At 73.9% G+C, this 21,792-nt stretch carries 17 protein-coding genes; 13 read left to right on the forward strand and 4 right to left on the reverse strand.

The window, feature by feature from the left end:
- Positions 1-24: 24 nt before the first annotated feature.
- Together QSK52_RS18325 and QSK52_RS18330 are read left to right on the forward strand one after the other, a co-directional pair.
- Positions 25-1,173, forward strand: a complete 1,149-nt coding sequence (locus QSK52_RS18325; protein WP_285737137.1) for a sensor histidine kinase — start codon at positions 25-27, stop codon at positions 1,171-1,173.
- The gene (locus tag QSK52_RS18330; protein ID WP_285737138.1) at positions 1,170-1,916 is read left to right on the forward strand and encodes a response regulator transcription factor; all 747 of its coding nucleotides are present in this window, start codon (positions 1,170-1,172) and stop codon (positions 1,914-1,916) included. Before QSK52_RS18325 ends, QSK52_RS18330 begins: the two co-directional genes overlap by 4 nt.
- Here the strand turns inward: QSK52_RS18330 and QSK52_RS18335 are convergent.
- Positions 1,895-2,563, reverse strand: coding sequence for a hypothetical protein (locus QSK52_RS18335; protein WP_285737139.1), 669 nt, complete (start codon positions 2,561-2,563; stop codon positions 1,895-1,897). The two genes, QSK52_RS18330 and QSK52_RS18335, sit on opposite strands and share 22 nt — an antisense overlap.
- Before the next feature lie 366 nt (positions 2,564-2,929).
- Between QSK52_RS18335 and purN the strand changes: the two genes are divergently transcribed.
- On the forward strand, positions 2,930-3,589 hold the full coding sequence (purN, locus tag QSK52_RS18340) for a phosphoribosylglycinamide formyltransferase (RefSeq protein ID WP_285737140.1): 660 nt from the start codon (positions 2,930-2,932) through the stop codon (positions 3,587-3,589).
- Positions 3,586-5,169 carry a bifunctional phosphoribosylaminoimidazolecarboxamide formyltransferase/IMP cyclohydrolase gene (purH, locus tag QSK52_RS18345; RefSeq protein ID WP_285737141.1) on the forward strand — a complete coding sequence of 528 codons (1,584 nt, stop codon included), beginning with the start codon at positions 3,586-3,588 and terminating at the stop codon, positions 5,167-5,169. The genes purN and purH overlap by 4 nt, the downstream gene beginning before the upstream one ends.
- Before the next feature lie 69 nt (positions 5,170-5,238).
- Here purH and QSK52_RS18350 read toward each other — a convergent pair whose 3' ends face one another.
- Positions 5,239-5,970: an RDD family protein gene (locus QSK52_RS18350; protein WP_285737142.1), complete on the reverse strand. Its 732-nt coding sequence runs from the start codon at positions 5,968-5,970 to the stop codon at positions 5,239-5,241.
- A 585-nt stretch (positions 5,971-6,555) separates the two neighbouring features.
- Here QSK52_RS18350 and QSK52_RS18355 point away from each other — a divergent pair.
- From QSK52_RS18355 to QSK52_RS18380, 6 genes are all read left to right on the forward strand, one after another.
- Complete coding sequence (locus tag QSK52_RS18355; RefSeq protein ID WP_285737143.1) at positions 6,556-7,410, forward strand: bifunctional methylenetetrahydrofolate dehydrogenase/methenyltetrahydrofolate cyclohydrolase; 855 nt, start codon at positions 6,556-6,558, stop codon at positions 7,408-7,410.
- Between the two features lie 5 nt (positions 7,411-7,415).
- Positions 7,416-7,829 carry a DUF3017 domain-containing protein gene (locus QSK52_RS18360; RefSeq protein WP_285737144.1) on the forward strand — a complete coding sequence of 138 codons (414 nt, stop codon included), beginning with the start codon at positions 7,416-7,418 and terminating at the stop codon, positions 7,827-7,829.
- A 205-nt stretch (positions 7,830-8,034) separates the two neighbouring features.
- Positions 8,035-9,027, forward strand: a complete 993-nt coding sequence (locus QSK52_RS18365) for a malate dehydrogenase (RefSeq protein ID WP_285737145.1) — start codon at positions 8,035-8,037, stop codon at positions 9,025-9,027.
- 80 nt (positions 9,028-9,107) lie between these two features.
- Positions 9,108-10,421: a hemolysin family protein gene (locus QSK52_RS18370; RefSeq protein ID WP_285737146.1), complete on the forward strand. Its 1,314-nt coding sequence runs from the start codon at positions 9,108-9,110 to the stop codon at positions 10,419-10,421.
- A 29-nt stretch (positions 10,422-10,450) separates the two neighbouring features.
- A complete protein-coding gene (gene trpS, locus QSK52_RS18375; RefSeq protein ID WP_285737147.1) occupies positions 10,451-11,488 on the forward strand; it encodes a tryptophan--tRNA ligase in 1,038 nt (345 codons plus the stop codon).
- Positions 11,488-12,045 (forward strand): 2'-5' RNA ligase family protein, encoded by a 558-nt coding sequence (locus QSK52_RS18380; RefSeq protein WP_285737148.1) that lies wholly within the window; start codon positions 11,488-11,490, stop codon positions 12,043-12,045. The genes trpS and QSK52_RS18380 overlap by 1 nt, the downstream gene beginning before the upstream one ends.
- 51 nt (positions 12,046-12,096) lie before the next feature.
- Here QSK52_RS18380 and QSK52_RS18385 read toward each other — a convergent pair whose 3' ends face one another.
- Together QSK52_RS18385 and QSK52_RS18390 are read right to left on the reverse strand one after the other, a co-directional pair.
- A complete protein-coding gene (locus QSK52_RS18385; protein ID WP_285737149.1) occupies positions 12,097-14,517 on the reverse strand; it encodes a CDP-glycerol glycerophosphotransferase family protein in 2,421 nt (806 codons plus the stop codon).
- Between the two features lie 225 nt (positions 14,518-14,742).
- Positions 14,743-18,324: a bifunctional glycosyltransferase/CDP-glycerol:glycerophosphate glycerophosphotransferase gene (locus QSK52_RS18390; RefSeq protein WP_285737150.1), complete on the reverse strand. Its 3,582-nt coding sequence runs from the start codon at positions 18,322-18,324 to the stop codon at positions 14,743-14,745.
- 141 nt (positions 18,325-18,465) lie between these two features.
- Here QSK52_RS18390 and QSK52_RS18395 point away from each other — a divergent pair, with 141 nt between their 5' ends.
- From QSK52_RS18395 to QSK52_RS18405, 3 genes are all read left to right on the forward strand, one after another.
- Positions 18,466-19,464, forward strand: a complete 999-nt coding sequence (locus QSK52_RS18395; RefSeq protein ID WP_352230293.1) for a glycosyltransferase family 2 protein — start codon at positions 18,466-18,468, stop codon at positions 19,462-19,464.
- Between the two features lie 86 nt (positions 19,465-19,550).
- Positions 19,551-20,495 carry a YihY/virulence factor BrkB family protein gene (locus QSK52_RS18400; RefSeq protein ID WP_285737151.1) on the forward strand — a complete coding sequence of 315 codons (945 nt, stop codon included), beginning with the start codon at positions 19,551-19,553 and terminating at the stop codon, positions 20,493-20,495.
- An 88-nt stretch (positions 20,496-20,583) separates the two neighbouring features.
- Positions 20,584-21,444: a class I SAM-dependent methyltransferase gene (locus QSK52_RS18405; protein WP_285737152.1), complete on the forward strand. Its 861-nt coding sequence runs from the start codon at positions 20,584-20,586 to the stop codon at positions 21,442-21,444.
- Positions 21,445-21,792: the final 348 nt, after the last annotated feature.

Consider the following 21,792-nt stretch of genomic DNA (forward strand, 5'->3'; position numbering starts at 1 on the left):
GGGCGGACGGGGCAGGATGGGCGGATGCCCGCACTCCTCGCCCCGCTGCTGCGCCCCGTGACGTACACCCGCTGGGTGCACCTGATGATCGGGCTGGTGTTCGCCGGGGTGGTGCTGCTGGTGTACCCGGGGACGGAGGGGGTGTCGACCGGGCGGGCGGTGCTGTCCGCGGTGGTGCTGGACGTGCCGCTGCTGTGCCTGGTGGCGCTGGTGCCGGGGGTGCGGCGCGGGGAGGGGGTGCAGGCGCGGCTGCTGCTGGCGCCCGCGCGGGAGGAGGAGATCGGGGTCGCCCCGTCGGCGGGCTGGGCGGACCGGGGGCGGACGGCGTGCTGGCTGGTGGCCCGGGTCGCGCTGGGGGTGGCGCTGGGCGCGGTGACGGCGCTCGCCGTCCGGACGGTGGCGGGTGCCCCGCTGCTCGCGCCGCCGGTGGCGTTCGCCCTGCTGTGGCTGGTGGTGTACGCCGGAAGGCTGCAACTCGCGCTGGCCGTACGTTTGTTGGGCCCGTCGGGGGCGGAGCGGCTGGCGGCCGCCGAGGCCCGGGCCGAGCGGCTGCTGGAGCGCAACCGGCTGGCCCGGGAGCTGCACGACTCGATCGGGCACGCGCTGACGGTGACGGTGGTGCAGGCGGGCGCGGCCCGCGAGGTGGCCGATCCGGCGTTCCGGGAACGGGCGTTGGAGGCGATCGAGACCACCGGGCGGCGGGCCCTGGACGACCTGGAACGGATGCTGGTGCTGCTGCGCGAGAGCCCCGACGCGACCGCCGTCGAGCAGCCCGGACTGGACCGCGCCCCCGAACTGTTCGCCGCCGCGACGGCGGCCGGCAGCCCCGTCGACGCCCGACTCGACGTCCGCGCCGCCGAGTTGCCCGGGGTGCTGTCCCGGGAGGCGTACCGCATCCTCCAGGAGGGCGTGACCAATGCGCTGCGGCACGCCCCCGGCGCGCCGGTCCTGGTCCGCGGAGCGGTGGACGCCGGGGTGCTGGAGCTGTCCTGCCGCAACGCCCGTACCGGAAAGGGCAGTTCGCGCAAGGGCGGCGGCAAGGGACTGCGCGGGGTGCGGGAGCGGGCGGTGCTGCTCGGCGGCGAGTGCGAGGCGGGGGAGACGGCCGCGGACGGGGACGGCGGGACGGAGTGGCTGCTGCGGGTGCGGCTGCCGCTACGGTTGGGCCGGTGAGCGTGGTCAAGGTGCTGCTGGTCGACGACGAGGAACTGATCCGCTTCGGCCTGCGCGCCGTCCTGGACGCCCAGCCGGACCTGGAGGTGGTCGGCGAGGCGGCCGACGGCGCCGAGGCGCTCGGCCTGGTCCGCTCGCTGCGCCCCGACGTGGTGCTGATGGACGTCCGGATGCCCGGCCTGGACGGCCTCGCCGCGACCCGGGCGATCCTGCGCGACGCCGACCGCGGCCCCGACCGGCCGCCGAAGATCCTGGTGGTCACCACCTTCGAGGCCGACGACTACGTGTACGAGGCGCTGCGCGCGGGCGCCGACGGCTTCCTGCTCAAGCGCTCCCGCCCGGCCGAGGTCGTCCAGGCCGTCCGGCTGGTCGCGGCCGGCGGGTCGCTGCTGTTCCCGGCCGCGATCCGCCGCCTCGCCGCCGCCCGGGCCGGGCACGCCGCCGACGGCGGCGCGGTGGCGCGGGCGGGCCTGACCGGACGGGAGGGCGAGGTGCTGCGGCTGATGGCCCGCGGCCTGTCCAACGCGGAGATCGGCGCACAGCTGCACCTGGGCGTGCAGACCGTGAAGACGCACGTCAGCGCGGTGCTCGGCAAGCTCGGCGCCCGCGACCGCACCCAGGCGGTGATCGCCGCCTACGAGTCCGGCTTCGTCACCCCCGCCCCCGAGGGGCCCGCAGGAGGGCGGAGCTCCCGGGGTGCTTTCGGGGGCTCCGCCGCGGGTCAGTCGTCGGAGCCGTCGTAGAGGTTGTCGCTGAGCCAGGAGGGGGCGTCGTACTCCTTGGCGCAGGTGTGCACGGCTTCCTGGGTGATCGAGTTGTTCCGGCAGTCGAGGTAGTCGCGGTAGACGAACTGCACGGTGAAGACGCTCAGCGAGACGACCAGGGCGAGGCCGCCGGTCAGGAGGGCGCTGAGGGCGGCCGGGACCTGGGGGCGGACGGGGCGGGGGGAGAAGGGGTCGGCCGCGGGTTCGGCGGGGGTGCGCAGGACGGTGACGGCGTACCAGATGGCGAGCAGGGCCAGCGGGAAGGCCAGCCAGTACTGGTGGAACAGGGTGGCGAGCAGGGCGGCGAAGCCGGAGAGCAGGGCGTTGCGGGTGGCGCGCTGCGTCGGGTCGGCCGGGTCGGGCTTGGGCGGGGCGGGCTGCTGCCGGCCGGGGTCGGGACGGGGGCCCCACGGCGGGGGCTGGGGGAGGTCCTCGTCGGGGCGGCCGTCCGGCTGCCGTCCGTCCGGCTGCTGCCCGTCCGGCTGCCGTCCGTCCGGCTGCTGCCCGTCCGGCTGCTGCCCGGTCGCGGGGGGCCGGGGGGTGCGGGGCCGCCACGGCTGGTCGGGCGCGCCGGGCGGAGGGGGCGCGAAGGGGTTGCGCTCGCCGCTGTCCTCGCCGCTGCTCATGGTCTCGGCCGTTTCTGCTCGTCGGGTGGTCCGCCCCGTCGGTGGGGGAGTGGGCGGTCCGGTCAATGATCCCCCAGTCGGTTTCCGGCCGTACGGCACCCTGCCGGGTCGGTACCGGGCCGCAACGTTTTCCGGCGGGAGATCCCCGTCTCAACTACGCGCGTAGCGTGGCCGGGCGGTTACGGGCGGCCTCCCACCTGCCGTTATCGTGGTGACGGTCGGCAGCTTCCATCGGTTCCTCGGGCACCCGCAGCGCCGCGGCCCCCGGCGATCCGCCGCCCGCTCCCGACCTGCCGCCGCCCGTAGTGGCCCCACCGACGGTGGACGTACCAGCGGGCGACAACCCGACGTACGGAGAATCGCGCCGTGGCTGCCGCTGACGCCCAAGTGTTCCCGCCCCGTACCCCCGGACCGGCCCGGCTGGTGGTGCTGGTCTCCGGCTCCGGCACCAACCTGCAGGCGCTGATCGACGCCGCCGCCGACCCCGCCTACGGCGCGGAGATCGTCGCGGTGGGCGCCGACCGGGACGGCATCGCGGGCATCGAGCGGGCGCAGCGGGCCGGCGTCCCGGTCTTCGTCGAGCGGGTCAAGGACCACGCCGACCGGGCGGCCTGGGACGCCGCGCTGACCGCCGCCGTCGCCGCGCACGAACCCGACCTGGTGGTCACCGCCGGGTTCATGAAGATCCTCGGCCCCGCGTTCGTCGCCGCCTTCGCCGGGCGCACCGTCAACACCCACCCCGCCCTGCTGCCCGCCTTCCCGGGGGCGCACGGCGTGCCGGACGCGCTGGCGTACGGGGTGAAGGTCACCGGCTGCACCGTGCACCTGGTGGACGCCGGGGTCGACACCGGGCCGATCATCGCCCAGGGCGTGGTGGAGGTCGAGGACGCCGACCACGCCGACGGCGGCGAGGCGCTGCACGAGCGCATCAAGACTGTCGAGCGCAAGCTGCTCGTCGAGGTCGTGGGCCGGCTGGCCCGCGAAGGACACCGCATCGAGGACCGAAAGGTATGGATTCCGGCATGAGCGCCGCTTCCTCCGGCAACACCCCCGTCTCCGAGAACGTGCGCCCGATCCGGCGTGCGCTGATCAGCGTCTACGACAAGACCGGGCTGGAGGAGCTGGCCCAGGGGCTGCACGCCGCCGGGGTCGCCATCGTCTCCACCGGCTCCACCGCCGGGCGGATCGCCGCCGCGGGCGTCCCGGTGACCGAGGTCTCCGAGCTGACCGGCTTCCCCGAGTGCCTGGACGGCCGGGTCAAGACCCTGCACCCGCGCGTGCACGCCGGCGTGCTGGCCGACCTGCGCCTGGAGTCGCACCGCGCGCAGCTCGCCGAGCTGGGCGTCGAGCCCTTCGACCTGGTCGTGGTGAACCTGTACCCGTTCACCGCCACCGTCGCCTCCGGCGCCACCCCGGACGAGTGCGTCGAGCAGATCGACATCGGCGGCCCGTCCATGGTCCGCGCCGCCGCGAAGAACCACCCCTCGGTGGCCGTCGTGGTCGACCCGGCCCGCTACGAGGACGTGCTGACCGCCGTGCGGGGCGGCGGCTTCGACCTGCTGACCCGCAAGCGCCTGGCCGCCGCCGCGTTCGCGCACACCGCCGCGTACGACGTCGCGGTGGCGAGCTGGTTCGAGGAGTCGGGCTACACCGAGTCCGAGGCCGCGTTCCCGTCCTTCCTGGGCTCCACCTGGGAGCTCGGCAACGTCCTGCGCTACGGCGAGAACCCGCACCAGCAGGCCGCGCTCTACACCGACGGCACCGGCGGCCTGGCGGGCGCCGAGCAGCTGCAGGGCAAGGAGATGTCCTACAACAACTACGTGGACACCGACGCGGCCCGCCGCGCCGCGTACGACCACGAGGGCCCGGCCGTCGCCATCATCAAGCACGCCAACCCGTGCGGCATCGGCACCGGCGCGGACGTCGCCGAGGCGCACCGCAAGGCCCACGCCTGCGACCCGGTCTCCGCGTACGGCGGCGTGATCGCCGTCAACCGCCCGGTGACCGTCGAGCTGGCCGAGCAGATCGCCCCGATCTTCACCGAGGTCGTCGTCGCCCCCGACTACGAGGACGGCGCCCTGGAGGTGCTGGCCAAGAAGAAGAACCTCCGGGTGCTGCGCGCCCCCGGGGCGCCCGCCGACGCGCTGGAGTCCCGCCGGATCTCCGGCGGCCTGCTGCTCCAGCAGGTCGACCGGGTCGACGCGGCCGGTGACGACCCGTCCACCTGGACGCTGGCCACCGGCGAGGCGCTGTCCGCCGAGGAGCTCGCCGAGCTGTCCTTCGCCTGGCGGGCCTGCCGGGCCGTCAAGTCCAACGCGATCCTGCTCGCCAAGGACGGCGCCTCGGTCGGCGTCGGCATGGGCCAGGTCAACCGGGTCGACTCCTGCAAGCTCGCCGTGGAGCGGGCCGGCGAGCGCGCCCGGGGCGCCTACGCCGCCTCCGACGCGTTCTTCCCGTTCGCCGACGGCCTGGAGATCCTGCTCGCCGCGGGCGTCAAGGCCGTGGTGCAGCCCGGCGGTTCGATCCGCGACGAGGAGGTCGTCGCGGCGGCCGAGAAGGCGGGCGTGACCATGTACCTCACCGGCACCCGGCACTTCTTCCACTGATCCGCCGACCACGCCGAGGGCCCCGCACTCCGAGCTCGGAGTGCGGGGCCCTCGGGCGTCGCGGCGCGGTTACTTCTTGACCACCAGGGTGCCGGCGGCCCGGTCGTGCCAGCCCTGCAGCTTGCCCGAGTTGTCGAAGAACGGCGACACCCAGACCAGCAGCATGCCGAGGCCGCAGGCCAGGTAGCCCACCCACGGGATGAGGAAGCGGACGAAGCCGGCGCCCAGGCCCGGGTGCTGGCCGTTGTTCTCGCGCACCACGCGCAGGCCCAGCGCCATCTTGCCGACGGTCGCGCCCGCCAGGCTGATCAGCAGCCACTCGTAGAGCAGGCTGAACGCGATGATCACCGCGGCCATGGTGAAGAACACGGCGACCGCACTGTTGCTGGCGTCCGCCACGCAGCTGTTGTAGTCCGAGCTGGTGTAGTCGCACTTGTCGGCCTTGTTGGCCAGACCGACCGCGCCGGCCATGCCCGCGGCCATGGCGATGCCGATGATCACACCGGTGACCAGGCCGTCCAGCAGGCGGGCCAGGAAGCGCATGCCCATGGTCGCGACCTGCACGGTCCCCAGGTTCGGGACGTTGATGTAGCCGTTGTTGGCCTGGAGCGTGCCGGGCGCCGGCGGGTAGCCGTAGTTGGCCTGCGGCGGCACCTGCTGCGGGTAGCCGTAGGGCTGCTGCGGCTGCCCCTGCTGCGGGTAGCCGTAGCCCGCGGGCGGCGGGGCCTGCTGCGGGTAGCCGTAGCCGGGCTGCTGCGGCGGCTGGCCGTACGGGTTGTTCGGGTCGGGCGGGTAACTCAACGGTGCCTCCGGGCAGGAAGGGGCGTGGACGGGACAGGGAAAACACGGGGACGGGCGGGCAGGGGCACCGACCGCGGGGCAGAGTAGCGGACCACTCCGACGGAACACAGGTCAACGGCCATCACCGCACCGCCCGTTCAGGGCCGTGCGGCGCCCGCCGGGCGCCGACGACGGGACGCCGCCGCCGTGGCAGCGGGCGGGAGCGGGGCGGGCGGGGCGGGCGCCCCGGCGGCGTTCACGGCCCGGCGGGGGAACGGCGCGACGCAGCGGCAGCCGTGCCGCGGACGCCCTGCGGCCCCGGCTGGTGCGGTTCGCTCACTGTCGTTCTTCCCCCGGCTGTCGTCCCCCGCCGGCGACAGCCCGTCACCAGGGCCCGGCACGGCAGGGATTGCCCCGCCATCGTCGTCCGTACCACACCGCCGTGTCCAGCCGCCTCCCGCAACCCGGACCGGACCGTGGCAGAACCGCAACGGGCCCGGTACGCTCCGTGGCCCCGCGCCGACCCCCGGTGGCGGGCGGCGGCGCGCGGGTCCGGCAGGCGGTCCGGCGGCGCGGTCCGCCCCCCGGATCCGGGAGAATGGGCCCATGACTGCCCAGATTCTCGATGGCAAGGCCACCGCGGCCGCGATCAAGTCCGAACTCGCCGTCCGCGTGGCGGCCCTCAAGGAGCGGGGCATCGTCCCCGGCCTCGGCACCGTCCTGGTCGGCGACGACCCGGGCAGCCGGTGGTACGTCAACGGCAAGCACCGGGACTGCGCGGAGATCGGCATCGCCTCGATCCAGCGCGAGCTGCCGGAGACCGCCACCCAGGAGGACGTCGAGAACGTCGTCCGCGAGCTCAACGCCGACCCGTCCTGCACCGGCTACATCGTCCAACTGCCGCTCCCCAAGGGCCTGGACCAGAACCGCGTGCTCGAACTCATGGACCCCGACAAGGACGCCGACGGCCTGCACCCGACCTCGCTCGGCCGCCTCGTCCTCGGCATCGACGGCCCGCTGCCCTGCACCCCGCTCGGCATCGTCGAGCTGCTCCGCCGCCACGACGTCGCCGTCGACGGCGCCGAGGTCGTCGTGGTCGGCCGCGGCATCACCGTCGGCCGCTCCATCGGCCTGCTGCTCACCCGCCGCAGCGAGAACGCCACCGTGACGCTCTGCCACACCGGCACCCGCGACCTCGCCGCGCACCTGCGCAACGCCGACGTCATCGTCGCCGCCGCCGGTGTCCCGCACCTGGTCAAGCCCGAGGACGTCAAGCCCGGCGCGGCCGTCCTCGACGTCGGCGTCTCGCGCAGCGAGGGCAAGATCGTCGGCGACGTGCACCCCGGCGTCGCCGAGGTGGCCGGCTGGATCTCCCCCAACCCCGGCGGCGTCGGCCCGATGACCCGCGCGATGCTCCTCAACAACATCGTCGAGGCGGCCGAGCGCCGCGCCGGCGTCTGACACCGGTGCCCGGCGTCACGCGGCGCGGCCGTCGCCGCCCACCCGTCACCACCCAGGGCACCCTGCCCCCGGAGGGCTCGGCGGCCGCGCTCGGCCGCGGCCACTCGCTGCCGCTGCGGCAGTGGCCGATCACGCTGGTCCTCCTCGTCGCCGGGGCGGGCCTGCTCATCACCTGGCAGGGCCACTTCCGCCTCGGCCTGCTCGCGGTCGGGGCGGCCCCGCTGCTCGGCGCCCTGCTCAGGCTGGGCCTGTCCGACGTCGGCATGCTCGCCGTCCGCAGCCGGTTCACCGACGTCGCGCTGATGTCCGTGCTCGGCGGGGTGATCGTCCTGCTCACGCTGGTGGCCCAGCCCGACCCGTGGCTGCGGGTGCCGGTGCTGGAGAACGTCGGACGGCTCATCGGGCACCCCATGGGGTGACCGCTGCGCGGGACCGGGGGCGCGAGGGACCGCGCGCAGCGGCCCTCCCCGCGCCCCCGGTTCCGCGCGCCCGGTGCGAGCCCCGGTCGGTGGCGACAACCGCCTTGCGATAGCCTTGCCCAGGTCTCTCGATATCGAGAGATCATCCTCGGCTCCAGCGCGCCGGTGTGCCTGGGGCACCTGGCGATCGCAGGAGAAGGCTGAAATGACTCGCACCCCCGTCAATGTCACCGTCACCGGAGCCGCCGGCCAGATCGGCTACGCGCTGCTGTTCCGCATCGCCTCGGGACACCTGCTGGGTGCCGACGTTCCGGTGAACCTGCGCCTGCTGGAGATCCCGCAGGGCGTGAAGGCGGCCGAGGGCGTCGCCATGGAGCTGGACGACTGCGCGTTCCCGCTGCTGCGCGACATCACCATCACCGACCAGGCGAACGTCGCCTTCGACGGCGCCAACGTCGCGCTGCTGGTCGGCGCCCGTCCGCGCACCGCGGGCATGGAGCGCGGCGACCTGCTCTCCGCCAACGGCGGCATCTTCGGCCCGCAGGGCAAGGCGATCAACGACAACGCCGCGGACGACATCAAGGTCCTGGTGGTCGGCAACCCGGCCAACACCAACGCCCTGATCGCCCAGCGCAACGCCCCGGACGTGCCGGCCGAGCGCTTCACCGCGATGACCCGCCTGGACCACAACCGCGCCGTCGCCCAGCTGGCGAAGAAGGCCGGCGTGACGGTCGAGGACGTCAAGAAGGTCACCATCTGGGGCAACCACTCGGCCACCCAGTACCCTGACCTGTTCCACGCCGAGATCTCCGGCAAGGCCGCCTTCGACGCCGTCGGCGCCGACCAGGAGTGGGTCGAGAACTTCTTCATCCCGAAGGTCGCCAAGCGCGGCGCCGAGATCATCGAGGTCCGCGGCGCCTCCTCGGCCGCCTCGGCCGCGAACGCCGCCATCGACCACGTGTACACCTGGGTCAACGGCACCCCGGCCGGCGACTGGACCTCGATGGGCATCGTCTCCGACGGCTCGTACGGCGTGCCCGAGGGCCTGATCTCCTCCTTCCCGGTCACCACCAAGGACGGCAAGTTCGAGATCGTCCAGGGCCTGGACCTCTCGGAGTTCGACCGCAAGCGGATCGACGCCTCGGTCGGCGAGCTCGCCGAGGAGCGCGACGCGGTCAAGGAGCTCGGCCTCATCTGAGCGCCGCCCCACCGCGACTGACCGGCCGGGTGCCCTCGGGGCACCCGGCCGTTGCGCTGCGGGCGCCCTACACTCGCCCCGTGAGCGAAACCCTGCAGGACGCCGCGCTCGTCCTGGTGTTCATCATGCTGGGCGGGCTGTTCAACGTCGCGGAGATCGCGCTGATCTCGCTGCGCGAGGGGCAGATCCGCACCCTGGAGGCGGCGGGGTCGCGGCGGGCGTCGCGGGCCGCGCACCTGGCGGCCGACCCGAACCGGTTCCTGGCGGCGGTGCAGGTCGGGGTGACCTGCATGGGCTTCCTGTCGGCGGCGTTCGGCGCGGACACCCTGGCGGGCAAGCTGGCGCCGGTGTTCGTCCGGGCGGGCCTGTCGGAGGGCGTCGCGGACGCGGTGGCGCTGGTCGGCCTGACCCTGGTGATCTCGTACGCCTCGCTGGTGCTGGGCGAGTTGACGCCCAAGCGGATCGGCCTGCAGCGGGCCGAGTCGATCGCCCTGCTGGCCGCGCCGGTGGTGGACGTGATGTCGGTGGTGCTGCGGCCGGTGATCTGGCTGCTGGGGCACTCGACCAACCTGATGGTGCGGCTGCTGGGCGGCGACCCGAGCGCCGGACGCGGGGTGATGAGCCCGGAGGAACTGCGCGGCCTGGTCGCCGCCAACACCGAACTCGGTTCGGACGAACGCGAGTTGATCAACGAGGTGTTCGCGGCGGGGGAGCGCCAGCTGCGCGAGGTGATGGTGCCGCGCACCGAGGTGACCTTCCTGGACGGCGACCGCGCGGTGGCCGAGGTCCGGCACGAGACCGACTCCGCCCCGCACTCCCGCTACCCGGTGGTGGACGGCTCGTACGACGCGGTGACCGGCTTCGTGCACGTCCGCGACCTGTACGGGGCGCGCGGCGAACAGGCGGTCCGGGTGCGGGAGCTGGCGCGCCCGGTGAAGCTGTTCCCGGCCACCAAGCGGGTGCTGGAGGCGATGAGCGAGATGCGCCGGGAGGGCCACCACCTGGCGATCGTGGTCGACGAGTACGGCGGCACCGCGGGCATCGTCACCCTGGAGGACCTGGTCGAGGAGGTGGTCGGCGAGATCCGCGACGAGTACGACGCCCAGGACACCACCGCGACCCGGCGGCTGGCGGGCGGCGGCATGGAGATCGACGGGCTGCTGAACCTCGCCGACTTCGCCCAGGAGACCGGGCTGACCCTGCCCGAGGGCCCGTACGAGACGGTCGCCGGGTTCGTGGTGCGCGAGCTGGGGCGGCTGCCCGGCAAGGGCGACCAGGTGGTCACCGACAGCGGGGCGCGACTGACCGTGGCCCGCCTCGACGGGCGGCGGATCGAGCGGCTGCGGGTGAGCACCGTCACACCCGCCGAACCGGCGGGCCCGGAGGTTTCCTGACCGGCCCGGGGAACTGGAACAATGGCCCCATGGTCAACGCAGCGGTCACCGGTCCCGTGAAGGGCCGTCCCCGGGTGCTCTCCGGCATCCAGCCCACCTCGGGCTCCTTCCACCTGGGCAACTACCTCGGCGCGGTGCGCCAGTGGGTCGACCTGCAGGAGGCCAACGACGCCTTCTACATGGTCGTCGACCTGCACGCGATCACCGTCGAGCAGGACCCGGCGGTGCTGCGCCAGAACACCCGGGTCTCCACCGCCCAGCTGCTCGGCGCGGGCCTGGACCCGGAGCGCTGCACCCTGTTCGTGCAGTCGCAGGTGCCCGAGCACGCGCAGCTGGCCTGGGTGATGAACTGCCTCACCGGCTTCGGCGAGGCCTCCCGGATGACCCAGTTCAAGGACAAGTCGGCCAAGCAGGGCAGCGACCGCACCACGGTCGGCCTGTTCACCTACCCGGTGCTGATGGTCGCCGACGTGCTGCTCTACCAGGCCGACGCGGTGCCGGTCGGCGAGGACCAGCGCCAGCACCTGGAGCTCACCCGCGACCTCGCGGACCGCTTCAACGCCCGCTACGGCAAGACCTTCACGGTGCCCGAGCCGTACATCCTCAAGGCCACCGCGAAGATCCAGGACCTGCAGGACCCGGCCGCGAAGATGAGCAAGTCCGCGGCCAGCGACAAGGGCCTGGTCAACCTGCTCGACCCGCCGAAGGTGAGCGCCAAGAAGTTCAAGAGCGCCGTCACCGACACCGACACCGTGGTCAGCTACGACGAGGCGAACAAGCCCGGCGTCTCCAACCTGCTGCAGATCCACTCCGCGCTCAGCGGGCTGTCGATCGACGAGCTGGTCGCGCACTTCGAGGGCAAGATGTACGGCGCCCTGAAGACCGAGCTGGCCGACCTGTTCACCGAGTGGGTCACCCCGTTCCAGGCCCGCACCCAGCAGTACCTGGACGACCCGGCCGAGCTCGACCGCGTCCTCGCGCTGGGGGCCGAGAAGGCCCGCGCGGTGGCGTCCGAGACGCTCGCCGAGGTGTACGACCGGGTCGGCTTCCTGGCGCCCAAGCGCTGATGCCGACGGCTGCCGCGCCCGGTGGTGACGGCCTCGACGAGGCCGTCACCATCGGCGTGTCCATACACGTCCCGGAGCCGTACGGCAGCCGGGTGCAGGACGCCCGGGCCGGGCACGGCGACCCGCAGGCCAGGTCGATACCGACCCACGTCACCCTGCTGCCGCCGACCGAGACCCGCACCGGGCTGCTGTCCGGGATCGAGCGCCACCTGCGGGCGGTGGCCGCCGGACAGCGGCCGTTCCGGATGCTGCTGCAGGGCAGCGGCACCTTCCGCCCGGTCTCCCCGGTGGTGTTCATCCGGGTCGAGGAGGGCGCCCAGGAGTGCCGGGTGCTGGAGGCGGAGGTCCGCTCCGGCCCGCTGGCCCGCGAGCTGGCCTTCCCGTACCACCCGCACGTCACCGTCGCGCACGGCCTGTCCGAGGCCGCCCTGGACGTGGCGTACGAGCGGACCAAGGGGTTCCGGGCGGTCTTCGAGGTCACCGAGTTCGTGCTCTCGCGGTTCGGGGCGGACGGGGTCTGGCGCCCGTGGCGCAGCTACGCGTTCGGGCGGGGCTGACGCGTCCCCCGGGCCCGGCCGACCGTTCCCCGGGAGCGGTGGCCGGGCGTCTCAGCCCCGCCGTCCGGCGAGTTCGAGCATCCGGTCGACCACCCGGGCCGCGGCCCGCCCGTCGTCCAGCGGGCAGAACCGCTCCCGGAACGCCCGGTAGCGCTCCGCGTACGGCACCGGATCCAGGTCGCGCAGGGCGGCCACCACCGCGGCGGAGTCGGCCAGCAGCGGCCCCGGGGCGTGCGCCTCGAAGTCGAAGGTGAAGCCGCGCAGCCTGCCGCGGTAGTGCTCCAGGTCGTAGGTGAAGAACAGCATCGGGCGGCCGGTCACCGCGAAGTCGAACATCAGCGAGGAGTAGTCGGTGACCAGCACGTCGGCGGCCAGCATCAGGTCGGCGACGTCCGGGTGGTCCGAGACGTCCCGGACGAAGTCGTCGTCCGGCACCGGCCCGCCGACGTGCACGTGCGGGCGCAGCAGCAGCACGTGGTCCTCGCCGAGCGCGGCCCGGGCCGCCTCGACGTCCAGTTGCAGGTCGAGCCGGTAGCGGTCGCCGTCGCGCTGGTCGTCGCGCCAGGTGGGGGCGTACAGCACGACGGTGCGCCCTTCCGGCACGCCGAGCCGGGCGCGGACCGCGGCCCGTTCGACCGGGTCGGCCCGCACCAGGCGGTCGTTGCGCGGGTAGCCCGCCTCCAGCGGCTCGCCGCGGTAGTCGAAGGAGTCGGTGAGGACCGGGGTGGCGAACGGGCTGGGCGACAGCAGCAGGTTCCACTGCCGCACCTCGCGCTCCAGCCGGTCCAGGTAACCGTCCTCGGCCATCCACTCGGTGCGCACCTGGCGGGCTATCCGCTTGAGCGGCGTGCCGTGCCACAGCTGGGCGACGACCTGGCCCTCGCGGCGCTCCAGGAAGTCCGGGAAGTGCGTGTTGCCGACCAGGTAGCGGCTGGTGGCCAGCGCCTCGTACCACTCGGGGCTCCACATCCGCAGGGCGGTGGTGCCCGGCGGGGGCTGTTCCTGGCCGTCCTCGACCACCCACAGGTGCTCCAGCGGCAGGCCGCGGGCGACCAGCTCCTCGTGCACGGCACGCGGGTTGCAGGAGTAGCTGCGGCCACCGAAGACGTCGTACAGCACGGCGTCGCGCAGCGGCAGACGGCGGGCCGCCGGGTAGTCGACGGTGCGCAGCCGCAACTGGCTGCGGGCGCTGCGCTCGGCGGCGGACAGCACCGGGGTGCTGTCCAGGATCAGGGTGTCGTGCCAGCGGCGCTCCAGCAGGAAGGTCTTGGGGCCGCGGGTGGCCCGCACCGGCAGCCCCGCCAGCGCGCCGGGGTGCAGGCGCAGCGACAGGGCCTCGTGCTCGGGGGCGCCGACCCGGCGCAGCGACAGCTCCCAGACGCCCTTGGCGAGCGGCCGGGGGCGGCCGTCGGAGGCCTCCGGCTCCAGTGCCAGGACGGTGCCGAAGCGGCCGTCGGCGGTCAGCTCGACCGGGCGGCGGCGCTCGCGGCCGTCGCCGCTGTGGCGCAGCACCAGCTCCACGGCGGCGCCACCGTGGTGCGGCAGCTCGCCGGCCAGCCGGTAACCCGCCGGGACGGGCGTGACGCCGTCCACCACCGGCTCCGGGGCCTGGACGCAGAACTGCAGGCGCAGGTCGGAGAGCTGCTTGGCGTACAGCACCTGCCGGTCCGGTAGCGGGAACTGGCGGGCGCCGGTGGGCGGGAGGTCGGTGCGCAGGTCGACGGTGCGGCCGCCGGGGTGCAGCAGGCTGGGCTCCCAGTGTCCGTCCAGGTCGCAGTCCGCGGCGGTGACGCGGGCGGTGAACGCGAGGCCGTCCCAGTCGGTGGTGCAGGCGACGGCGGTGTCGGTCTCGCGGTGGCGCAGCACCAGGGTGCCGCCGGTGGACCCGGCGGGGGCCCGGCCGGAGACCAGGAAGCCGTCCTCGACGCGCTCCAGGCCGGTGGCGACGCCCCGGCCGGGCAGCACGGTCAGCTGCAGGGTCTCGGTGCCGAAGCGCGGCACCAGCAGCACGCCCTCGTCGACCCAGCGGGCGGGCGGGTACTCGGCGCTGCCGCACCAGTGCGCGACGACCGGGGTGCGCACCCGGTGGGAGCCCGCCGTGACCAGCGCGGTGACCTTCCAGGTGCCGGGGTGCCACTGGTCGCGCTGGCGCAGTGCCCGCGGGTCGACCAGGGCGGTGAAGCCGGTCCAGTCGAGGTCCAGGCCGTCCTGGGCGCTGTCGTCGGTGGCCTCGGGCAGGTAGCGCGGGAAAGTCCGCAGCCGCAGCGCCCGTTGCCCGGACGGCGGGGTCAGTTCGAGCTCGACCGAGGTCCGGCCCGGGCGGTCGCCGGACCGCCCCTCCACGCGACCGTCGCCGAGCAGCGACAGGACGTCGCCGTCCCAGACCGCCTGCCGCAGCCCCACCCGGGCGGTCGGCTCGGGGGCGGTGCGGGAGTGGTCCGGGCGACCGGCGAAGAGGGAGATCCGTGGCACTCGCCCATGACAGCCAGGCGAACCGGGAAAGTCAATTCCCCCCCTGCTGGGAACATTCTCAGATTTCCCGGGAAACGGGCGGGAATTTGCTGGGAGTTGACCCGCGGGCGCGCAGTGCGGACCGGTTGACGGGCGCGCTCACCCGGCGTTCTCGACGGTGCCGGAAAGCGCTCCGGCCGGGAACCGAAGGACGGTCCCGGCCGGGAACGGGTGAACGCCCCGCGGTTACGCGCCGCCCTCGGCCAGCAGCGCGTCCACGACCCGGGCCGAGGCCCGGCCGTCGTCCAGGTCCGCGTACGCCTCGCGGAAGGCCGCGTACTTGTCCGCGTACTCGGCGGCGATCCGGGGCACGTCGCGGAGCGCCGCGACGACCTCGGCGGAGGTGCGCAGCAGCGGGCCGGGCGCCTGGGCCTCGAAGTCGAGGCTGAAGCCGCGCAGGTTGTCGCGGTAGTGCTCCAGGTCGTAGGTGAAGAACAGCACCGGCCGACCGGTGTTCACGAAGTCGAACACCGAGGCGGAGTAGTCGGTCACCAGCACGTCGGCGACCAGCAGCAGCTCCGCCGTGTCGGGGTAGGTGCTGACGTCCCACACGTAGCCGTTCCCGGCCTCGGCGATCTGCCCGCGCACCACCTCGTGGCTGCGCACCAGCAGCACCTGGTCCTCGCCCAGCGCGGCGCGGGCCGCCTCCAGGTCGAGCTGCAGGTTGAACTGGTAGCCGCCGTCGGGCAGCCGGCGGTCCTCCCGGAAGGTCGGCGCGTACAGCACGACCTGCTTGCCCTCGGGCAGGCCGAGCTGCTCGCGCACCCGCTCGGCGGTCTTCTCCCGGTCGGCGGCGAACAGCAGGTCGTTGCGCGGGGAGCCGCTCTCCAGCACCTTGCCCTCGTACCCGAAGGCGCGCCGCAGCACCGGCACCGACCAGCGGTTGCCCGCGGTCAGCAGGCTCCACTGCGGCACCTCCTCCTTGAGGTGCTTCAGGTACCCGGAGTCGGTGAACCAGACCTTCTCGAAGTCGGTGCCGATCCGCTTCAGCGGCACGCCCTGCCAGGTCTGCAGGACGACCTGGCCGGGGCGGCGGCGGAAGTACGTGGGCAGGTGGGTGGAGGTGACGACGTACTTCGCGGTGGCCAGCGCCTCGAACCACTCGGGGGAGCGGTGCCGGACGCACTCGGCGGTCTGCGGCAGCTCGGCCTGCAGGTCGTCGGAGGTCCACAGGTGGCGCAGCGGCAGGCCGCGGCGGACCAGCTCCTCGTGCACGGCCCGCGGCGAGTCGCCGTACAGGCCGCCGTCCACGGTCCACCAGTCCTCCCGCACGGTGTGGTACAGCACCGTGTCGGTCAGCGGGGCCTCCTGCGCCGCGGCGAAACCGAGCCGCAGCTGCCGCTGCCGGTAGCCGCTGCGCTCGGCGGAGGTCAGCGGGTCGTGCGACTCCAGCGCGAGGGTGTCGAACAGGCGGCGCTCCAGGGCGACCTTCTTGCCGCGGGCCTCGACCTCCATCGGCAGGGCGTCGAACGTCCGGTCGGAGAGCACCGCGGCGGGCCACAGGCTGTCGATCGGGGCGCCGACCGGGCGGAACAGCACCGTCCAGGTGCCCTTGTGCAGCGGCACCCGCCCGGCGAAGGACGCGGTCGGGACGGCGGGCAGCGCGGCCCGGAACCGTCCGTCGGCGATCTCCATCGGGTAGGCGTGCTCCTCCTGGCGCTTGGGGTGCCGGATCACCAGCTCGTAGCGGTGGGTGCCGGGCAGCGGGAAGGAGCCGCTGAGCACGAAGCCCTCGCCGTCGGTGGCGCACGCCACCTCCTCGATCACCGGCTGCAGCACCTGGTCGCACAGCTGCAGGTAGCCGGACGGGGAGGGCTTGGCGTACAGCGCGCGGCCACCGCCGGGCAGCGGCACGTGCAGCTGGACCGGGGCGGTCCGGTCGTCCAGCACCACGGGCAGCCCGCTGCCGTCGGTGAGCTTCAGCTCCAGGTCCCAGCGGTCCCGGGTGCGCTCCTCGGCGGTCGGGTCGAGGGCGGCCCAGGCCCCCTGGACGGCGGCCAGCTCGGACAGCCGCACCTGCGCGGTGAACGGCAGGTCGCGCCCGGCCGGGGTGCCGAGCTCCAGCTCGGTGAACAGCACGCGGTCGGACTCGACGTGCTTGAACTTCAGCTCGGCGCCCGCCAGGTCGGGGCCGGAGCGGACCAGGCCGCGCAGCTCCAGGACGCCGTCCTGCACCGAGGCCGAGACCGCGCGGGCGCGCACCCGCTCCACCCGCAGCAGCAGGTGCCCGTCGCGCGACCAGGGCACGATCCGGACGTCGTCCTCGACCCAGTGCACCGGCGGGTACTCGTTGCGGTCGTGCCAGCCGACCGACACCCGGCCCTTGTACACGCCGCCCTTGCCGACCCCGGCCACCAGCACCCGCCAGGAGCCCTCCTTCCAGGCCCCGCGGGACTTCAGCCGCTGCGGGTCGATGGACGCGCTGAAGCCCGCCCAGTCGCAGCTGTACAGGTCGTGCGGGGAGCTGGCGGTGGCCTCCGGGGAGTACTGCACCTTGGTCTGCACGGCCACCACGCCGCGGCCCTTGGCCTCGCGCAGGACCAGCGCCTTGACCATGTCGTGCTTGTGCTCGGCGCCCAGGTGCTCGGGGAAGGCGTGGCCGCTGAGCTTCAGCCGGCCGCCCTCCCAGCGGGCCTCGTACAGCCGCGAGCGCATCACCAGGGCGTTCTTCAGCCGCAGCACGTCCGCCGGGACGCTCTTGCGGCCGCCGCGCAGGAACGGGTAGTCCGCGTACGGGCGGAGCAGGCCGCGGGCCGGGGCGGCGCCGTTGCTGTCCTTCTCGAAGCGGAGCTGCTCGATCAGCTCCTCCAGCCGGTTCTGCAGGGTCAGGTGGTACTTCAGCCGCAGCGGGGCGCGCAGCTTGCGGACCTGCTCGGGCCCGATGGCGCGCAGCAGCCGGCCGACCGACTCCAGGTAGGCGGCGTTGTACTCCGGGTCGTTCTCCAGCACCGAGCCGAAGAACATCGGGATCTCCTCGACGAGGTTGTTCTCGTCGTAGGTGCGCAGGTACTTGCGGAACTTCGGGTCGCTCTGCGCCGAGAGCCACTCCCGGACCAGCTCCATCGACTTGACCCGGTCGATGACGCCCTTCGGGTTGGTCTTCATCTGGGTGATCGACATCTCGCCGACCTCCCGCTCGCGCCAGTGGTAGATCGGCTCGGCGAGCACGTCGACCCGGCGGGCCAGGAAGTGGTGCGGCACGCTGACCGGCGCGTCCTCGTACAGGATGCCCTCGGGGTACAGCACGCCCGCCTCGTCGAAGAAGGAGCGGCGGTAGACCTTGTTCCAGGCGGTGCGGTCGGTGATCAGCGCCGGGATCTCGGTGATGTGGGTGCGCAGCCGGGTCGCCGCGAACGGCTTGCGGTGGCCGCCGGACTGGTAGTGGCCGACCGCGCGGAAGCGCAGCACGTTGCCGGTGCAGAAGTCCGAGCCGGTCTCGTCCAGGGTGCCGATCATCAGCTCGTACGCGGACGGCGGCATGGTGTCGTCGCTGTCGACGAAGGCCAGGAACTCGCTGCCCTCGGAGATGTTCCGGTAGCCGGTGTTGCGGGCCGCCCCCAGGCCCTTGTTCACCTGCTGCACCAGACGGAACCGGGCGTCCTTGGCGGCGTAGGCCCGCGCGATCTCCGCGCTGGAGTCCTTGGACCCGTCGTCGACCATCACGCACTCGAAGTCCGCGAAGGTCTGGGCGGCGATGGAGTCCAGGCACTCCTCGAGGTAGCGCTCGACGTTGTAGATCGGGACGACGACGGAGAGACGGGGGGCCATCGGAAGCGCAGTGCCTTTCCTCGGAGGGTGCGGCCGGCGGGTCCGTCGAAACGTGCGAAAGCGGACGGTCACCGGCGGCGATCCTACCTCTCCGGGCTTGCTAGTCTGCGCCAGGCCAGGTCGGGTCGGGAGAGTGAAGAGATGCCGCGGTTCAGTGTGGTGGTGCCGGTGCACGCCGTCGAGGAGTACCTCCCGGAGTGCCTGGAGTCGGTGCTGGCGCAGTCCTTCGCGGATTTCGAACTGATCGCGGTGGACGACCGCTCGCCCGACGGCTGCGGCGCCCTCCTGGACGCGGCGGCCGCCCGCGACCCGCGGGTCACCGTCCGGCACCTGCCCGAGAACGTCGGCCTCGGACCGGCCCGCAACGCGGGCGCGGAACTCGCCACCGGCGACTACCTGCTCTTCCTGGACAGCGACGACACCCTCACCCCCGGCCTGCTCGCCGCCCTCGACGCCCGGCTGCGCGCCACCGACGACCCCGACCTGCTGGTGTTCGACTACGCCCGCACCCACTGGGACGGCCGGGTGACCCGCTCCTCCTCCGCCCCCGTCTTCGCCCGGCCCGGCCCCGAGGTGTTCACCCTGGACGAGCGGCCCGACCTGCTCGACCTGCTGCAGGTCGCCTGGAACAAGGCGTACCGCCGCGGCTTCCTGACCGAGCACGGCCTGTCCTTCCCGCCCGGCTACTACGAGGACACCCCGTTCACCTACCCGGCGCTGCTCGCCGCCGGGCGGATCGCCCTGCTCGACGCCGTCGGCGTCCACTACCGGCAGCGCCGCGAGGGCGGCAACATCCTCGCCACCGCCTCCCGCAAGCACTTCGACGTGTTCGCCCAGTACGACCGGGTGTTCGCCTTCCTCGACGCCCGCCCCGACCTGGACCGCTGGCGCCCCGTCGTCTACCGGATGATGCTCGGCCACCTCACCACCGTGGTCTCCAAGCCCGGCCGCGTCCCGGCCGGGGACCGCCGCGAGTTCTTCCGCCGCGCCGCCGAGCACTGCGCCCGGCACCGCCCCGCCGGCCACCGGCCCGCCCCCGGTCGGCAGGGGCTGCGCGGCGAACTGCTCGCCCGCGGCAACTACCTCGGCTTCCAGGGCCTGCGGGTGCTGGCCCGGGCCCGCCGGGCCGTCCGGCGCTGAGACCTGCCGTCCGGCGCCGGGCCCCGTCGGCCGACGCGCCGCCCGGCTCCGCCCCCGGCGACCCGGGCGGCGGTATACAGCCAAGGGTGGACTTCCTCACCAAGCTGCCCGTGGTCGGCCCGCCGGTCGCCCGCCTGCTGCGCAGCCGCCCCTACCGGGTGTACCTGCTGTTCGACGACGTCCAGGGCAACCGGCTGGCCGGCGCGGTCACCTTCTTCGGCTTCCTGGCCCTGTTCCCGCTGCTCACCGTGGCCCTGGCGATCGCCCTGGCCACCCTCTCCGACGCCCGGGTCCACCAGCTCCAGGACAAGATCACCGAGCAGCTGCCCGGCCTCGCCGACTCGCTCGACCTGAACGCCATGGTCGCCAACGCGGGCACCGTCGGGCTGGTCTCCGGCGCGCTGCTGCTGGTCTCCGGCCTCGGCTGGGTCGACACCATGCGCGGCGCGGTGCGCACCGTGTGGCGGCTGCCGGACGACGGCGGCAACCCGGTCCTGGTCAAGGCCCGCGACTGCGTGGTGCTGCTCGGCCTCGGCCTGGTCTGCCTGGCCTCGCTGGCCGCCTCCGCGGCCGCCACCACCCTCGCCCACCGGCTCGCCGACGGCCTCGGCCTGCACGGCGGGGCGGCCCGCTGGCTGCTGTCCGCCCTGGGCTTCCTGATCGCGGTCTGCGCCGACCTGCTGCTGTTCGCCTACCTGCTCGGCCCGTTCCCGCGGATCCGCGGCCAGCGCCGCCGCGCCCTGCTGGAGGGCGCGCTGATCGGCGCGGTCGGCTTCGAACTGCTGAAGCTGCTGCTCTCCTCGTACCTGGGCTCGGTGGCCGGCCGCAGCCTGTACGGGGCGTTCGGCGTGCCGGTGGCGCTGCTGCTGTGGATCGACTTCGTCACCCGGCTGCTGATGTACTGCGCGGCCTGGACGGCCCTGGCCGATCCGGAGGAGGCCAGGCTGCGCGCCGTCCGGCAGGCCGAGACGGCCCTCGAAACCGCTGGGAAGACATCGGCCCCAGCCACTGTCCGGCATCCGGACGAGTGACTATGATCCCGCTCACACCCCGTCCGGCTTCGGCCGCCGACCGCACCCCGCGGCGTCCCGCACGCCCGGCCCGCACCCAGGAGACCGTGTGTCCGCTCTAGACACCAGCGCCGCTCCCACCGCCCCTGCCACCCCGGACGACGTGCCCGGCTGGTTCTTCCGGGTCGACCAGGAGGTGTTCTCCCACCTACTGGACCGGCAGACCGCCGCCGGGACCAGCGGTGACCTGCTGGAGATGGGCGCCTACCTGGGCCGCTCGGCGATCCTGCTCGGCAACCACCTGCAGAGCGGCGAGACCTTCACGGTCTGCGACCTGTTCGACCTCGACGCGCCCGACGACGAGAACTCCGCCGAGATGAGCATGTCCTACCGCGACACCCTCACCCGGCGCGCCTTCGAGGCCAACTACCGGGCCTTCCACGCCGAGCTCCCGGTGATCGTCCAGGCCCCCACCTCGGTGCTCTCCGACGGCCGGATCGCCGCCGACAGCTGCCGCTTCGTCCACATCGACGCCTCCCACCTGTACGAGCACGTGGCGGGCGACATCCTGGTCGCCCGCGACGCGCTGGCCAAGAACGGCGTCGTCGCCCTCGACGACTACCGCGCCCCGCACACCCCCGGCGTGGCCGCCGCGGTCTGGGAGGCCGTGTTCACCCTCGGGCTGCGGCCGGTGCTGATGACCCCCGAGAAGTTCTACGGCACCTGGGGCGACCCGGAGGCCGTCCGCGCCGACCTGCTCGCCCGGGACTGGCGGGCCGAGGGCTTCCGGCTCGACGAGGAGCGCCTCGCCGGGCAGGTCTGCCACCGCCTCGCCTGGGACGAGCCGGAGGCGCCCCCGCAGGCCCGCCGGCCGCGCTCGCTGTCCCGCCGGGTCGCCCTCGACGTGCTGCCGCCGTTCGCCACCCGCGCGGTCCGCCGCGCCCTGCGCAGCGGGCGCAAGGCCGCCTGACGCACCGCCCGGCCCCTCCCGCCCGCCAGGCCCCCTCGTTCGGGTCTCGTCGGACCAGCGCGCGGCGTCGGGCGCCCGGCTGGGAGTGCCGGCGGAACAGCCTCGTACTGGGTGTACTCGGGTGTTCCGCCGGTGCCTCCGAGGGGGCACCTCCCAGCCCCCTGGGGGCTGGGGGAGGGATGCCCGGCGGTGTGCGCCCGGCAAGCTCCGAACGAGGGGGCCTAGAAGTCTGATGAAGATCTTCTTGCTGGGAGGGCTGTCCCGGTTGGGATAGCCCTCCTGCGCTATGCGGTTGTGGGAGTGATGGTCCAGGTGTCGCCCGCGCGGGTAAGCCCGAGGCTGATCAGT

The sequence above is a fragment of the Kitasatospora phosalacinea genome, from assembly GCF_030268885.1.
GTDB lineage: Bacteria > Actinomycetota > Actinomycetes > Streptomycetales > Streptomycetaceae > Kitasatospora > Kitasatospora phosalacinea_C.

What these genes read in the sequence shown, in the direction of transcription:
- QSK52_RS18365 (WP_285737145.1), top strand. Translation starts at nt 8,035, where the DNA reads ATGACTCGCACCCCCGTCAATGTCACCGTCACCGGAGCCGCCGGCCAG.
- QSK52_RS18325 (WP_285737137.1), top strand. Translation starts at nt 25, where the DNA reads ATGCCCGCACTCCTCGCCCCGCTGCTGCGCCCCGTGACGTACACCCGC.
- QSK52_RS18395 (WP_352230293.1), top strand. Translation starts at nt 18,466, where the DNA reads ATGCCGCGGTTCAGTGTGGTGGTGCCGGTGCACGCCGTCGAGGAGTAC.
- QSK52_RS18355 (WP_285737143.1), top strand. Translation starts at nt 6,556, where the DNA reads ATGACTGCCCAGATTCTCGATGGCAAGGCCACCGCGGCCGCGATCAAG.
- QSK52_RS18390 (WP_285737150.1), bottom strand. Translation starts at nt 18,324, where the DNA reads ATGGCCCCCCGTCTCTCCGTCGTCGTCCCGATCTACAACGTCGAGCGC.
- QSK52_RS18380 (WP_285737148.1), top strand. Translation starts at nt 11,488, where the DNA reads ATGCCGACGGCTGCCGCGCCCGGTGGTGACGGCCTCGACGAGGCCGTC.
- QSK52_RS18335 (WP_285737139.1), bottom strand. Translation starts at nt 2,563, where the DNA reads ATGAGCAGCGGCGAGGACAGCGGCGAGCGCAACCCCTTCGCGCCCCCT.
- purH (WP_285737141.1), top strand. Translation starts at nt 3,586, where the DNA reads ATGAGCGCCGCTTCCTCCGGCAACACCCCCGTCTCCGAGAACGTGCGC.
- trpS (WP_285737147.1), top strand. Translation starts at nt 10,451, where the DNA reads ATGGTCAACGCAGCGGTCACCGGTCCCGTGAAGGGCCGTCCCCGGGTG.